Annotated in this window: 13 protein-coding genes; 2 read left to right on the top strand and 11 right to left on the bottom strand. The window is 66.7% G+C overall.

Annotated elements, in window-relative coordinates:
* Window positions 1-616: 616 nt before the first annotated feature.
* Window positions 617-1,534 (top strand): hypothetical protein, encoded by a 918-nt coding sequence (locus ACPYN9_RS07760; protein WP_424465404.1) that lies wholly within the window; start codon window positions 617-619, stop codon window positions 1,532-1,534.
* Window positions 1,535-1,701: 167 nt separating this feature from the next.
* On the opposite strand, the gene ACPYN9_RS07755 is transcribed toward ACPYN9_RS07760, so the two are convergent.
* From ACPYN9_RS07755 to ACPYN9_RS07725, 7 genes are all read right to left on the bottom strand, one after another.
* Window positions 1,702-2,646, bottom strand: coding sequence for a hypothetical protein (locus ACPYN9_RS07755; protein ID WP_424465403.1), 945 nt, complete (start codon window positions 2,644-2,646; stop codon window positions 1,702-1,704).
* Window positions 2,647-2,673: 27 nt separating this feature from the next.
* Window positions 2,674-3,540: a L,D-transpeptidase gene (locus ACPYN9_RS07750; protein WP_424465401.1), complete on the bottom strand. Its 867-nt coding sequence runs from the start codon at window positions 3,538-3,540 to the stop codon at window positions 2,674-2,676.
* A gap of 77 nt (window positions 3,541-3,617) precedes the next feature.
* Window positions 3,618-4,775, bottom strand: a complete 1,158-nt coding sequence (locus tag ACPYN9_RS07745; RefSeq protein WP_424465400.1) for a hypothetical protein — start codon at window positions 4,773-4,775, stop codon at window positions 3,618-3,620.
* Between the two features lie 48 nt (window positions 4,776-4,823).
* Entirely contained in the window at window positions 4,824-5,207 is a 384-nt protein-coding gene (locus ACPYN9_RS07740) for a hypothetical protein (RefSeq protein ID WP_424465398.1), read from the bottom strand.
* Window positions 5,208-5,224: 17 nt separating this feature from the next.
* The gene (locus ACPYN9_RS07735; protein WP_424465396.1) at window positions 5,225-7,522 is read right to left on the bottom strand and encodes an FtsK/SpoIIIE domain-containing protein; all 2,298 of its coding nucleotides are present in this window, start codon (window positions 7,520-7,522) and stop codon (window positions 5,225-5,227) included.
* 14 nt (window positions 7,523-7,536) lie between these two features.
* Complete coding sequence (locus tag ACPYN9_RS07730; protein ID WP_424465394.1) at window positions 7,537-7,866, bottom strand: hypothetical protein; 330 nt, start codon at window positions 7,864-7,866, stop codon at window positions 7,537-7,539.
* Entirely contained in the window at window positions 7,863-8,048 is a 186-nt protein-coding gene (locus ACPYN9_RS07725) for a helix-turn-helix domain-containing protein (RefSeq protein WP_424465392.1), read from the bottom strand. Before ACPYN9_RS07725 ends, ACPYN9_RS07730 begins: the two co-directional genes overlap by 4 nt.
* Window positions 8,049-8,231: 183 nt before the next feature.
* On the opposite strand from ACPYN9_RS07725, the gene ACPYN9_RS07720 reads away from it, so the two are divergent.
* On the top strand, window positions 8,232-8,732 hold the full coding sequence (locus ACPYN9_RS07720) for a helix-turn-helix domain-containing protein (protein WP_424465390.1): 501 nt from the start codon (window positions 8,232-8,234) through the stop codon (window positions 8,730-8,732).
* A gap of 148 nt (window positions 8,733-8,880) precedes the next feature.
* On the opposite strand, the gene ACPYN9_RS07715 is transcribed toward ACPYN9_RS07720, so the two are convergent.
* The 4 genes from ACPYN9_RS07715 to valS form a co-directional block, all read right to left on the bottom strand.
* The gene (locus tag ACPYN9_RS07715) at window positions 8,881-10,959 is read right to left on the bottom strand and encodes a M3 family metallopeptidase (protein ID WP_424465389.1); all 2,079 of its coding nucleotides are present in this window, start codon (window positions 10,957-10,959) and stop codon (window positions 8,881-8,883) included.
* Between the two features lie 69 nt (window positions 10,960-11,028).
* Window positions 11,029-11,373 (bottom strand): hypothetical protein, encoded by a 345-nt coding sequence (locus ACPYN9_RS07710; RefSeq protein ID WP_424465388.1) that lies wholly within the window; start codon window positions 11,371-11,373, stop codon window positions 11,029-11,031.
* Between the two features lie 2 nt (window positions 11,374-11,375).
* Window positions 11,376-11,903 carry a hypothetical protein gene (locus ACPYN9_RS07705; protein ID WP_424465386.1) on the bottom strand — a complete coding sequence of 176 codons (528 nt, stop codon included), beginning with the start codon at window positions 11,901-11,903 and terminating at the stop codon, window positions 11,376-11,378.
* Between the two features lie 66 nt (window positions 11,904-11,969).
* On the bottom strand, window positions 11,970-14,597 hold the full coding sequence (valS, locus tag ACPYN9_RS07700; RefSeq protein ID WP_424465384.1) for a valine--tRNA ligase: 2,628 nt from the start codon (window positions 14,595-14,597) through the stop codon (window positions 11,970-11,972).
* Window positions 14,598-14,731 lie beyond the last annotated feature (134 nt).

Raw genomic sequence — 14,731 nt, 5'->3', positions numbered from 1 at the left:
TGCAACTCGGCAGGCAGGGTTGGGCAGTGGCGTCTGGGACGCCCCAGGACGTGAGGATGGCGAACGCGCTCGGCAAGCTCGATTTGTTCGCTGGTCGAGCGAGGGGGACGACAGTGCTTACGCCCACCGACACCGACAACGCGCCGAAGCGGTCATTGAGCGCGGTCTATGGAACTGGCGAGCAAGGACTGCACTCAGACGGTGCAGCGCTGCGAGAACCGCCCGATGTGATCGCACTCTGCGCCGAGGTGCCGTCGCCAACGTCAACTGTCGTCTGGCACTTCAAACCTTCCCACAGCGAGCTGCCTCGGGATGCTCTCCGACAGGGAGTCTTCACCGTCCGAGCCTCGGGCCATGGCTTTCTGGCATCCGCTCTCAGCGCAGAGCGTCTTTGATTCGATCCCGTCGTGATGAGCCCAAGCGACTCGCTCGCGGCTGAGGTTGTGGATTACTTCGCAATGCAACGCAGCTCGGCCTACGTGCATGAGTGGTCTGAGCCAAACCAAGTGCTTTTCATCGACAACCGATGGAGCCTGCACGCACGCAACGCGGTCGAAGCTGGGGACGAAAGCCGGACGATCACGAGACTCGCCTTCGTGGAGCGGCGGGACACGAAATGACCGACACGAACATCTACGGTCCAAGCGCGTTCTGGATCAAGGCGCGCCTTTTCATCAACCGAGCTATGGACGACACGCGCGAGTTCGAGGAGCGCGCGTTCTGGGCAAGCTGCTCACTTGAACTGCTGGCGAAAACTGCGCTCGCTCACATCTCGCCGTTACTCGTCGTAACGCCGTCCGACGCTGGTGCCGGGATGCTCGTCGCTGCTGGCGCACGCTCAGATGACCGACCAGGTTCAACGATCTTGGCGAACGTTCTCTGGCAGCGTTGCTCTACAGCTTTCCCCGGCTTCAATGCAGAAGAAGCCAAGAAGATCGCCGCGAACCGCAACGAGTACGTACACGGATCAGGCGCGCTCTTCGGCAAGCGCACCGAGGAGGTTTGGTGGGCAGAGTTCTGGGCTGTCACTGCGCCATTGGTCGAGCACTGTGATTGCACCATCGAGGACTTCGTTGGGCGTGTCCGCGCCATCCAGGTTGAGAACTACCTCCAGCGGAACCGTGAACATGTCGCCAACGCCCTTCGGACGAAGATCGCGCACGCGCAAACCCAGCTTCGTCTGTTCGAGTCCAATGGGTTGACTCCCGCCAACCATGAAGCTTGGAAGCGCTACCGACTCGTCTCGGGATTCACGTACGAGACAACGGCGACGTGCCCGGCCTGCGAAACCTCGGGAGTGCTGTTCGGGGAGGAGGACATCTCGGCGGAGACGATTTACCCCGATGATCTCAACGGCAGGAATGAGCCCGTGGTGATCCTAGAGATTGCGCCGGAATCGTTTGACTGCCCCAAGTGTCATCTCTACATCACCGACCTAGAGATGCTCGAAGCCGCCAATCTCCATGACAGCTTTGAGGTCGAACGGGAGCTGGAAGACGCCGACATGGAGCCCGACTTCTACCTCGACGAATAGGCGCTTGCCCGCTCGGCGACGACACAGAACCCGGCACCAATCGGTGCCGGGGTTCTTCGGTTCTGCACACGGCGTCCCGCCTGGCGGGGCTACCAGCCCCGTCGCCATCCCAAGCACGCACCGATGCGGAGAGCGTCGCAGCGGTGCGGGGCGGGCCGCCGCGCGGTCTATTGCCGTGGGGCGATCACCACGAGGTCTCCAGGAGTGACGACGGTGGCCAGCTCGGCGAGCGCATCCGGGAAGGCCGGAATCGGCGTGCCTATGAAGCTCTCGCGTTCGCCCATCGGGATGAAGGCGATGGGGGAGCTGCCGTCGCCGTACCGGTCGAGCGTGGTGCTGACCAGGTCAGGACTGACGCTGGTGACCATCCCGATGCCCGCGTGGCCCGAGACCTCGCTCGTTCCCATGAACAGCTCGAAATCAGCGACGGTCGCACCGCTGGCGTCCGTCACCGTCACGATGTCTGGGCCGAGGACGTACGTCTTGAGCGGGTGCGTGCGCTCCGGCGCGAGCTGGGCGCTCGGCACCCAACCAAGCACCGCGTTCCCGGCAGTGCGGTCGTCGCGCAGGTCGGTCGCGGCGATGGTTTCCGCGTCAGTGCTGTCGATCTCGGGGAGGTCGACCGGGAGAAGTACCTGAGTCAGGCCGCAGCCCGCGTCGTCTTTCAGGACCACGACAGGCAAGTCAGCAGGCATCACGAGCCCCGTCGCCTGGTACTGACCCGGGACTTTCGTCGCCACGTAGATGTCACCGACGCCGGTGAGGTTTGTCTTCCAGATCGACGCCAGATCAACTGCTGCGTCCGGCTGGCCGCTGGTCTTCCCGAGTCGAGGCGAGCCGATCTCCGCGCTCCACAGCTGGGCGTTCGACGGCTGATTCGTCTGCGAGATCACCGTCGTGCCGGTAGCCCCGCCGCTGAGAGTCGTGCAGAGGCTATTTAGCTCGCCCTGCGGGCCGATCTCGGCAGCACCTGCCACCGTCGACGGCGAAGTAGGTGTCGGAGAAGCCGTCGCCGACGGGGCTGTGGTCGGCGCGGGAGCGGCTGCGGGGGAGCAGCCAGCGAGAGCAAGCACCGCGAAGGCAGCGACTGCGAGGGGGAGTGTTCTGCTCATGATCGGGGTTCCTGTCCTGTCGAAGGTTTACTCGGTGATGATGACGATGTCGCCGGGGGAGACGACGGATTCGAGCGCGCGCACCTGATCGAGGTCGCCCACGCGGACGCACCCGTTTGAGCCGCTGCCGTCGTCGGCAGCCGGGTCCATCCAGTGCACGCCGATTTCGCCGGAGTTGCCGCTGAAACTGGTGTCCGCGTGGAGGCTGGTGAGGGTGATCGACTCGCCACCGGTCCACGGCTGCTGCTCGGCGTCCTCGTACTCGCTGACCACGTAGCCGAGGCCGGTTGGCGTGGCCACGTCGCCGCCGGTGACGAGACCGTCGATGGCGAGCAGCTCGGCGTCGCCCTCAGTCACCGAGAGGCTTGCGTCGGAGATGTCGACGGAGATGATGCGCGGCACTTCCCACTCGGAGACGGGCGCGACCTGCTCGCTCGGCACCCAGGCGGACGCCGAACGGACGGAAGCGTCATCGCTCTGTGAGGGGACCAGCACCTCGACGAGACCGCAGCTGTGAGTCGACGTGACCACGGCGGGCACGGCGACCTCTGCGGCCCACGGCATCGCGGCCGGGAGCTGGAAACCGGTAGCGGCGAACTGTCCGGGCTCGGTCTGCACGTAGAGGTCTGCGCCAGCGCCGAGAACGGCGGCCGTTCGAGCCTGACCGGGCAGGGCGTCGGTGCCGTGCGCACCTGGAATCACTGCGGAGGTGAGCGCCTGCGCGGTTCCGGGCTCGCCGGCTGCGATGCACGCCGGGTCCATCGGGCCGAAGTCGCGGATGCTGGAAGCGGCGGCCTCAGCCGGGGCTGGGGCTGCGGGTGCGGCGGCGCATCCCGCCAGGCTGAGGGCCGCGAGCACGAGTGCTCCAGCGGCGAAAGTCTTTGAGGTCTTCATGGTCGTGCTGCTCTCTGCTTGGTACTGCGAGGGATCGGGTGCCCCGGGCCGCTGCGCGAGCGGCCCGGGGCGGGGACTTAGCCGGAGACGACCGGCTTGGCGGCGGGTGCCTGCGGTGCCGGGGTCGGGGCCGGGGTCACCGTGACGGTGGTCGGCGTCGGCGTTGGAGTCACGGGCGTCGGAGTTGGAGTCGGCTGCTCAGGCGTCGGCGTGGGCGTGACCGGCGGCTCCGGCAGGCGCTCGTTCACGGCGGAAACCGTGATGGTCTGCCCGTGCGTGCTCTGGTCGCGCGAGACCTCGACGGAGGTGTAGACGCTCTCGTCCTGCGAGATGACGCTGCCATCGGCACCGATCTCCAGAAGTGCACCGATGCCGCTCGGGTCGATGCCGTCCTCGGTCGACACCTCGGTGATCGTGAAGGCACCGTCGCCGCAGCCCAGGGTTTCGAGGTGGCCGTTGCCCTCCGCCGTCGTGACCTGCCACTCGTCGATCTGGCCCTCAGCCATCAGGTGGGCGCTGACCGCCTCGGCCGCAGTCTGCGCGGCAGCGCCACCCTCGTTGTTCGCCACAAGGGCGGCGTCGTAGGTCGGCTTGGCCTCGGCGAGCGTCACCGTGGCCTCGTCGAGTGCGACCTGCGCGGCATCGCGATCCTCGGTCTGTACGGTCAGATTCGCCTCAGCATCCGCGTAGGCCTGCGATCCCGGTGCAGCAGCGTCGAGCGTGGCCTGCGCGAGATCGACACGCGACTGGGCCTCGCTGAGCACGCGCTCGGCCGAGCGGACGGCACTGCTCGCGCCATTCCAAGCCTGCGAAGCCGCCGACAGATCGGTCTGCGCGACCATCCACGCATCGAAGGTGGCGACGCGCGTGGCTTCCAGCGCGGGGTCACGCACTTCCTGCCAGCTCGACTCGCTGATCCGGTGCGTGGAGTAGGGATCGGCGGTGTACTTCACCTCGAAGGTTGCCTCGACGGGGTCGCCGTGCTGGTCGGTCTTCTCGATGACGATTTCCGTCGCGCCTGGCCTTTGGAACTTGCTGCATTCGGGGTACGTGTAGATCGTGCCGTCGTCGGCGCGGGGGAGGACCACGGCCTCCCACCAGTCACCTTCAGCGGCCTGCGCGGGCGCGGCGGCGACACCGAATCCGGTGCCAAGCACGGCCAGGCCTGCGAAGGCGAGGGCCGCGAGGCGGACGGGGCGGCGGGTGCCGCGTGCGGGGGTTCGGGTTGCGTTCATGTGGAGTTCCGTTCGTCGGATCGTGCGTTGGTTGGGGGATAGAGGGGGCTAGATGCGGTTCTGAAACCGCATGGCGTAGTACAGGTCGAGGGCTTGGAGAGCCGGGTCGTCCGCGCGGACGGCGAGGGTGACGCCCGCGCTGCGGCCGCAGATGATCGTCATGTCCAGGTAATGCCAGCTCAGCGCCGAGTGAGCGCCCTTCCGGAGGTGCTCGACGAGCACGGAAGCGTCGAGGACGACGCCGACAGTCGGGGGATACGTCCCGGGCATGTCGGCCCCCTGATCGGCGACCGCCCGGTGGAGGAGCCGGATGCTGGACACCGCGTTCTCGGGCGTGATCTCGACGAAGGTGGAGCCGGGGATCGAGTTCACCTCCGCGAGGTAGCCGTCGAGATCGGCCGCGACCGTGTGGTCGAGCTGCGGGTGCGTCATGGTCTGTGTCCTGTTCGTCATTCGAAATCGGAGGGGTTGAAGTCGGAGAAGTCGAGGTCGGAAGCCTCTTCGACGATGGAGTCGTCGTACTCGACGGTGTCTTCGGCGATGACCTGGCCGAACTTGGGCTTGGCGGCAGACACCTTGTCCAGCCAAGGCAGGTCCACGCGAAGATGGGCGGTGCTCTCGGCGATGCCCTTCACGTCCTCGTCGGGAATCCAGTAGGTCCGGGCGCGCTGCGGCTTCCGGCTTTCCTCGGTGACGACGTAGCAAACGCCGCGCTCGACTTGGGCGATGCCGTGGGCATCTCCGCCAAGGTTGCTCATTCCCTTGCCGAGGATCGTGTCGCTCATTTCGGGCGTCGTTGTGGCGTAGGCCACGCGCTGGGCGATGAGGTCGCGCAGCTCGGTCGGGATTACCTTCGACTCCGGCTTCTGAGTGGCGGCGAAGACGACGATGCCCGCCGCTCGGCCCTTCGACACCAGTCGGCGTAGAGCCACGATTCGCTCGCCTTCGGCCTTCTTTTCCTCGGGGGTGAGGGCGATGCCGACGATCTCCGCCAACTCGTCGATGACGAGGACGATGAGAGGGCGCTCAGGTGAGAAGCTCGATACGTCGAGCTTCTTCAGCTCATGCTCTTCGAGCCACTCGTAGCGCTTCTCCATCTCGGTGAGGAGGGTGTCGAGGACTGCGGAGGCATGCTCCTCTGTCTTGACGATGAGGGAGAAGCGCGACCTCCACAGCGGCAGTTCGACGCGCTTCGGGTCGATGCCGACGATTGCCACGTTCTCCAGACGCGAGACGCCTGCGAGCAGAGCCGTCATGCCGCCGCTCTTGCCACCACCCGGGATTCCACCCAGCAGCACATTGCTCGACAGGAGGGCCATCGACATCTGCCGACCGTCGGCGAACACGCCGAGTGGAACAGCCTTCAGGCTGAAAGCCGCGTCAAAGGGGTAGGGCTGGACGGCCGCAAGTGGGTCGACTGCGCGGGACACTGCGATGGTGCCGTCGAGTGCACTGTTGTCGGCCACTGACCAGCGAGTCTTGGAGATGGCCGGTACGAGCTGCTGGATGCGTGCCTGCCACGTTTCGGCACGCTTGGCAGTGTCCTCGATAACAGGTGCGCGGAGCAGTGTCACCTTGGACAGTGCGCCGTTGAGCGCGTATTCGGCGGCCAGTTCGATCTCCCACGGCTGGCATCGGGCCAGCTCGGCGAGTCGAGCGCGGAGCTGAGCAGTTTGCGTGGACAGTTTGGCCGCGATTGCGTATCCCTCGTACGGGTTCCACTCGACGAGGGCGAGGTTCTCTCCGCGAGCGAGAGCCGCTGCTTGTGGGGCTGCCGCTGGAGATGTGCCGGGGGCAAGCGTCCACCGGACCGCCTTGGGGCGCAGCTCGGTGTCAGTCTCGTCCTGCACACCGACAATCAGGCCTCCGGACTGAGCCATGATCGCGCGGCTGTCGAGCACTTCCTCCGGTGCCGGGCCGAGCACGATGCGTCCGGGCTCGAAGGCAGTGACGGTGAGGTCTGGAAGTAGCTGCGCGACGCGCTGCTCCATGTCTTCCTGTCCGCGCAGAGAGACCGGTCCGGGGACAGGAGCGAGAGCGTAGCCACCATCGCCGAGCGGCTGGATCATGCCCTGCTCCAGCACTCGCTCAGCTTGGATGCCGAAGAGGCCAGCCACGGCGGCGGCGAGCTGGTGCTGGTCGCGAACGACCTCCTGAACGTCGTCACGGTGGCGAGCGCCGACTTCACGCATGTAGAAGAGGCCGACCAGAACGGCGAGGACGACTGCGCCGAGGGCGACGAGTTCGAGCCAGCCCGGAAGGTTCCAGTAGAGGCTTGCCCCTGCGTAGAGAACGACACCGAGCAGGGCGGCGAGCGCGAGTGCGCCGAGGCTGATCTGTGCGGCCTTCCGCCAGCGAGGGCCAACGGCCCAGAGATCGCGGACACCGGAGTTCAGCTCGCCAAGCGGCAGACCGTAGGGCGCTGCTGCGACTCGGGCTGCGGTAAGAAGCATGAGCGGGATGCTCACCACCAGGCTGACAGGGGTCAGCAGCAGGGAGAAGAGAACGGCCATGAGGCCCGACACCCAGAGAGCGACGCTCACCCAGGTCAGAACCGGCCACCGGCCACGCTCGCCAGTGAAGCGACGTGCGTCAACGGCGCTTGGGCGGTAGCCGACGAGAGCGCTGAGGATCAGGATGAAAGGCCAAGTCACGGCCGCGATGACGAGCTTCCAGAGGAGGAAGTTGCCCCAGCTCTGTCGGATGGGTGCGGGGCCGCGAATGTACTGCTGCTGCGGATTTGCCATTGGTCTTGTCCTTGCTAGGCGGGGCGTGCGCCACGGTTGTCGGGACGGAGAGCCGCCCGGATTGATGCGAGGGCTGCTGCTGTCGCTGGCTTGGCGTCCAGGTCGATTGCGTCGAGTTCGCGGAGGTCAGTTCCGGTCAGGCGGAGGGTTGTGCCGGGGGCGACGGAGGCCGAGTCGTCGTAGAGATCGACGAGGAGATTTTGAACGTCGGCGGTGAAGCAGCCCCTCCAATCCACGGCGGTCTTCAGCTCGGCCTGTGCGGCGGGAATGAGAGAGCGGTCGATCAGGTCGAGGCGAAGGATCGGTGTGCTCGTGATTCGAGCGGGGGTTGCGGTGGTGCTCATGCGTGCTTCTCCTCGGTGCTGTTCACGAAGGCGGTCACGTCGGATTCGTTGATGCGCCACTGACCGCCGACGCGGCGGTGTCGCAGTCCCATCTCCGAGAGCAGTCGACCGCTGGAGATCAGGTTCAGGATCGTGTCCTTATGGACATGGAGCCGCTCGGCGACCTCGGATGGTGAGACCATCCCGTCCGCCTGCGTGTGACCCTGCATACTGAAATCCTCCGTGATGCTGTTTGGTATTGCGACAAGATTACCACCGAAGGGGACCGCATGTGCGGGAAACTAGACAAAATCACGGCACATGCGCCACCAGTTTCCGCACGGTCAGTTAGCTCCCAGACAAGATCGCGGGCTAGGGTCGACAACATGCCTCCCACCGCCAAGCCCGAGCGCCTATCCGGCGCGCTGCTCCGCGCGGCGCGCGAGTTGCGGGGGTGGTCCCAGCAGCATCTTGCCGAGGAGCTAGGTGCCGGACGCGGGTCTGTAGCGGCCTGGGAACGCGGGACTGTTGCGGCGCAGTGGAGACAGGTAGTCGAAGAGTTGCTCGGCGAGGAGTTGGCTCGCGCTGAGGCTGGCGAGGTGCCCACGTCGATGTCGGGTGCCGAGTTCAGGCGGCTGCGTGAGGGCGCGAGTTTGTCCCGCGAGGAGCTGGCGATCCAGCTCGGGGTCTCCGTCGCGACTTTGTCCGACTGGGAGATCAGCTCAGAGCTGCCACTGGCGCGCGCGGCCGAGGCTCGGCATCTCTTTGCGGCGGTGGCGTCACCGGAGCCTGGTCGAGCAGGCGGCGACGAGCGGACATCGTTGTCCGAGTACACCCTGGCCGAGCTGGCTGAGGAGATCGCTCGACGGGCTCGCGAAGAGTCCTAGCCGGGCTGCGGCACTTCGGGCTCAGTCGGTCGAATCTGGGACCGCTGGGGACACCTGTCATCACGTAGCGTGTCACGTAGCGTGTCCTGGGCGACGTAGCGTGTCACTCCAGGTGCAGAAAAGGCGGGGCCGAAGCCCCGCCTTTCACCTACTGCAAGCCGCGCCGTTTCAGCAGCGGCTCAATCGGTGCTGGTCCGCCGAGTAGATCGCTGACCAGGCCTAATGCATCCCGAGACCCACCCGGTTCGAGGATCTTCCGGCGGAACTTCTCGCCCGCTTCGCGCAGGTCGGGTTGCTCCGCGAACCAATCGACCGTGGCAGCATCCAATACTTCGCTCCAGATGTAGCCGTAGTATCCGGCGCTGTAGCCGCCGGCGAAGATGTGCTGGAAGTAGGGAAGCGTGTAGCGGGGCGGCACGGCGGGCAGGTCGAGCCCGTAGCGGCGCAGCACCTCCTGCTCGAAGGCCTCCACATCGGTGACCTCGGCGGCTGCTTCCGGCGAGAGCGAGTGCCACTCCAGGTCGATGACCGAGGCCGCGAGATACTCGCTCGTACCGAAGCCTTCGTTGAACGAGGCAGAGTCAAGGAGACGCTCGACGAGCTCCTCCGACAGCTGCTCGCCCGTCTCGTGGTGCTTCGCGTAGTTGCGCAGCACTTCGGGCCAGAGCATCCACATCTCGTTGACCTGGCTCGGGTACTCGACGAAGTCGCGTGGCACGTTCGTGCCGCCGAGGCTGGGGTAGCCGACCAGTGCGAACAGCCCATGCAGGGCGTGCCCGAACTCGTGGAACAGGGTCTCCACCTCATCGAACGTGAGGAGCGTCGGGGACCCTTCGGCCGGTTTCGGCACGTTGAGCGTGTTGAGCACGACCGTCGGCTCCCCGAGCAGGCGGTTCTGCTGGACGACGGAGTTCATCCAGGCGCCTCCACGCTTTGAGTCGCGCGTGTAGAGGTCGAGGGAGAACAGGCCGACGTCGGTGCCGTCCTCATTGCTTACCTCGTACACGACTGCCTCTGCGTGGTGGCCACGCAACTCGGGGCGCTCGGTGAACGTGACGCCGAAGAGACAGTTCGCGGCGTAGAAGACGCCGTTTTCGAGCACTGCCTTCGCTTCGAAGAACGGGCGCATCTGGGAGGTGTCGACCGCGTAGTCCCTGGCCCGCACCTTCTCGGTGTAGTACGCCCAGTCCCACGGCTCGAGCGCGAAGTTCGGTTCGCCAATGCTCGCCTGCTCGGCATCGATCGTGGCCTGCAGCACCTGTTGCTCGCGGCGTGCGTTGGCGGCCGCGGGGGTCGAGAGCTGCTCGAGCCGCGCGCGGATGGCGGATGCGCTGCCCGCGGTCGACTTGGCCGCGGCTGCCTCAGCGTGGTTGTCAAAGCCGAGCAGTCTTGCCCGCTCGGCCCGGACGCGCACCATCTCCAATGCGGTCGCGCGTGTGTCGTTGTCGCCGCCGCGGCTGCCTCTCGCCGAAGATGCCTCGAAGAGCTTGCGTCGCGTCTCTCGGTTCGTGAGCGTCGAGAGCAGCGGGTGGCCGGTGAAGAGTACGAGCGGGATGAGGTACTTGCCTGCGAGCCCGCGAGTCTCGGCCGCCGATGCTGCGGCCGCGATGGCGCTCTCGTCGAGCCCGTCGAGTTCCTCCGCCGAGTCCACGACCAGCGCGAGGGCGTTACTGTCTGCCTGCAGCTTCTGGTCGAACTGCACCTCGAGCTCAGCGAGGCGGCCGTTCAGCTCCCGCAAGCGCGCCGACGACGCGTCGTCGAGCCCGGCGCCCGCAAGGCTGGCGTTGCGGTGCAGCTTCTCGACGAGGAACTTCTGCTCCTCAGTGAGTCCGGCCGTCTCGCGGCCGTCGTACACCGACTGGATGCGCGCGAAAAGTGCTCGGTTCAGCGTGATCGAATCCTCGTGGGCGGTGAGGCGCGGACCGACCTCGGCTTCGATCTTGTCGATGCCGGGCGTCGCGTCGCCCGAACTGAGCGTGAAGAAGACCGCGGCGGTGCGCTCGAGAAGCTGCCCTGAGCGCTCGAGCGCTTCGATGGTGTTCTCGAAGGTCGGCGCTTCCGGGTTCGCGACGATCGCCTCGACCTCGACGAGCTGCTCAGCCATGCCAGCCTCGAACGCGGGCAGGAAGTGCTGCTCTTGCACCTCACCGAACGGCGGCAACTGGAAGGGGAGCGCACTGGGCGTGGCGAACGGGTTCTCGGCGTCGAGCTGCACGGTCTGGGTCATGCACCCAACCCTAGGCGCGACCACCTACAGGGCACGCGCATCCGTCGTCCGCGGACAGCGAAAGCGCGCTCAGGTGCGTGGCGCGGGCTCGGGGAAGAGATCGTCGTCCTCGTCGTCGAGCACATCGTGCTCGTCCGAAGTGCCGTCTGCGACGCCCACACCCGAGCCGACCGGTTCCTCCGCCCCGCTCACGTGCACCGAGCCGTCCGCTGTGAGGGACACCCGCGGGCCGTGCTCGAGTTCGGCGACCGGCCTGCCCTCAAGCCAGGTCAGGGTCCACCACCGCTTCGAGATCTCGCCGAACCGAGCAGGCACGAGCTGCTCTTGCGCGGAGCACACGTCTACGAACTCCGGATACTTCTCGAGCGAGCGGGGCGGCGTGGAGCCTGCCCGCCACCGCTCGCCGATGAGCATGCCTAGGCCTCGCTCTGCTGCCGTGAATCGACGGAGATCTCGAACCGGACCTCGTCGCTGCGGCTGCCCATGCGTGCAGACTGCTGCAGGCCGACCTCGTCGTGGGCATCGACCAGCCACGAGATGGCGTCGAAGCCCCGCTTGGCGGCCGCGGCGAACACAGCACCGAGGAGCTCCTCGTTGACGGCGGAGCGATTCGAGTCAGAGCCGGAGAACTTGGCCTCGATGTTCAGCACCGTGCGCGCGCCGCGGATATCGAGTCGCTCGCGGAAGAGCACGTAGCCGCGCGGCTCGCCCTCGACGAACGCGATCATGCCCTCGAGGTTGCCGGTCTTGCTCGCCACGTGGCGCCACACGCCGAGGGCGCGGCCATCGTTGGAGCTCTCGCCGAGTGCATCCACGTGCTGCGCGAACAACGGCTGCCAGACGAAGTAGTCGGTGGGCCCCATGGCCCGGACCTCGATGCTCGGACGCGCCGCGGCGCGGTCTCGCGTTCGCTTGCGGGGCTTGGCCTTTTCAGGAACTGTCATGCCGGCCCTGACTCCTCTTCTGTCAATGACGTTGCTGCTGCACTCAGACTCGGGGGAACCCCCAGCCTACGACGAGGTCTCGGTCTGCGGGGCGACGAGCAGTTCGATATCGCGCACCTCGAGGGCCTCTGCGACGTCGAAGTCGAGCCGCTCGATGCGGCCCACGTGCCGGAGATCGGCGGCAGCGAGGCGAAGCAGGGCCACCGATTCTTCGGGCGCGGCGATGACGGCGCTCGCCACGGGCGTCTTCTGGGATGCTTTCGCAGCGGTCTTCGCGCCACGGATGCTCGTGAGCGCCGTGCTCGTCAGCGCGAGGAGCGAACCATCCTGGTCGCCGGCGGCAGCGAGCTCGGAGGCGGCAGGCCAGGCCGCCGTGTGCAGCTCGGAGTCGTGCCACCACGACCACGACTCCGCGGTTGCGAACGGGATGAAGGGCGCGAAGAGGCGCTGCAGCACATCGATCGCGGAGCGCATGGCGGTGACCGCGGAGGCCTGGGCCGCCGAGTCCTCGCCGGCACCGTACGCGCGCTCCTTGACGAGCTCGAGGTAGTCGTCGCAGAACGTCCAGAAGAACGTCTCGGTGACCTCGAGCGCCCGGGCGTGGTTGTACTCCGAGAACGCCTTGGTGGCCTCATCGACGACGCGGCTGAGCTCCGCGAGCATCGAGCGGTCGAGGGGCTCGGTGACTTCGCCAACGTGATCGCCGTAGCCGAGCACGAGCTTGGATGCGTTGAGCACCTTGATCGCGAGTCGGCGGCCGATCTTGATCTGCGTCGGGTTCTTCGGGTCGAAGGCGGCGTCGGTGCCGAGTCGGCTGGAGGCGGCCCAGTAGCGGACGGCGTCGGAGCCGTGGGCCTCGAGCATGTCGGCGGGCGTGACGACGTTGCCCTTCGACTTCGACATCTTCTTGCGGTCGGGGTCAACGATGAATCCGGAGATCGTCGCGTTCGACCATGGCGCGACGCCGTGCTCGAGCTGGGCGCGGAGCACGGTCGAGAAGAGCCACGTGCGGATGATGTCCTGGCCCTGCGGGCGCAGGTCGTAGGGGAAGACGAGGCCGAAGAGCTCGTCGTCGGACTCCCAGCCGCCAGCGAGCTGCGGCGTGAGGGAGGAGGTCATCCAGGTGTCCATGACGTCGACTTCGCCGAGGAAGCCGCCTGCTTCACCGCGTTGTGCCTCGTTGTAGCCGTTCGGTACGTCCGAGGAGGGATCGACGGGCAGCTGCGACGCATCCGGTGTGATGGGCGACTCGAACTGCACCTCGCCGTCGGCGTCGATGGGGTACCAGACCGGGATGGGCACGCCGAAGAATCGCTGGCGTGAGATGAGCCAGTCGCCGGAGAGGCCCTCGACCCAGTTCTCGTAGCGCACGCGCATGAAGTCGGGCCAGAACGCGATCTCGCGGCCGAGCTCGATGAGGCGCGCCTTGAGCGCGGCATCGGTGGCGCCGTTCTTCACGTACCACTGGCGGGTCGAGACGATCTCGAGCGGGCGGTCGCCCTTCTCGAAGAACTTGACGGGGTGCTGGATGGGCTTCGGGTCGCCGACCAGGTCGCCGGACGCCTGCAGCAGTTCGACGACGGCCTTCTTGGCGCTGAACACGGTCTTGCCGGCGAGCTCCGCGTAGGCGGCCTTGCCCGCCTCGCTGGTGATGACGTCCGGCGCATCCGCCACGAGACGGCCGTCCTTGCCCAGCACGGTGCGGTTCGGCAGCTTCAGCTCGCGCCACCAGATCACGTCGGTCACGTCGCCGAACGTGCAGATCATCGCGATGCCGCTTCCCTTGTCCTTCTGGGCGAGCGGATGGGCGAGCACGGGTACCTCGACGCCGAAGATCGGCGTCGTGACGGTGGTGCCGAAGAGCGGCTGGTAGCGCTCGTCGTCGGGATGCGCGACGAGGGCGACGCAGGCGGGGAGCAGTTCCGGGCGGGTCGTCTCGATGAAGATCGGCTCGCCGCCTTCACGCGCGAAGCCGATGCGGTGGTAGGCGCCCGGCTGCTCGCGGTCCTCGAGCTCGGCCTGGGCGACGGCGGTGCGGAACGTGATGTCCCACAGTGTGGGGGCCTGGTCTTGGTAGGCCTCGCCTCGCTCGAGGTTTCGCAGGAATCCAAGCTGGCTCTTGCGGCGTGAGGCGTCGTCGATGGTGCGGTAGCTCTGCGTCCAGTCGACCGAGAGGCCGAGCTGACGCCAAAGCTCCTCGAAGGCCTTCTCATCTTCGATCGTGAGCCGTTCGCAGAGCTCGATGAAGTTGCGACGCGAGATCGGCTGCTGGTCGGCGGCCTTGATGCTCTTGCCGTCGCCGCCCTCGTGCGGGGGCGTGAAGTCGGCGACGTACGGCAGCGACGGGTCGCAGCGGACGCCGTAGTAGTTCTGCACGCGGCGCTCGGTGGGGAGGCCGTTGTCGTCCCAGCCCATGGGGTAGAAGACGCGCTTGCCGCTCATGCGCTGGAATCGCGCGACCACGTCGGTGTGTGTGTAGGAGAACACGTGTCCGACGTGCAGCGAGCCCGACGCCGTCGGCGGGGGCGTGTCGATCGAGTAGATGTTGTCTCGCGTCGCACCCTCGCGATCGAAGCGGTAGGTGCCGGAGGTCTCCCAGCGTTCACCCCACTTGGCTTCGAGGCCCTCGAGGACGGGCTTGTCGGGGATGCCCGGAGCCGAGGAGGAAGTGGGAGAAGAGGGCGAGCTGGACATGCACACTCCGGGTCGATGTGGGCGGCACCGAGTCTGGGGTGCCTGTTGTGAACCCATCTAGGGTAGCCGGTCTCGACGGGTCACGGGCCGTCGGGCGGGTCGCCCGAGATGGCAAGGAAAAAGCCCCTCGAGGG

It is taken from the genome of Pseudoclavibacter helvolus, from assembly GCF_049707175.1.
Taxonomy (GTDB): domain Bacteria; phylum Actinomycetota; class Actinomycetes; order Actinomycetales; family Microbacteriaceae; genus Pseudoclavibacter; species Pseudoclavibacter helvolus_A.
The sequence above is the reverse complement of the archived record's forward strand: the minus strand, read 5'-3'. Positions and strand labels throughout refer to the sequence as shown.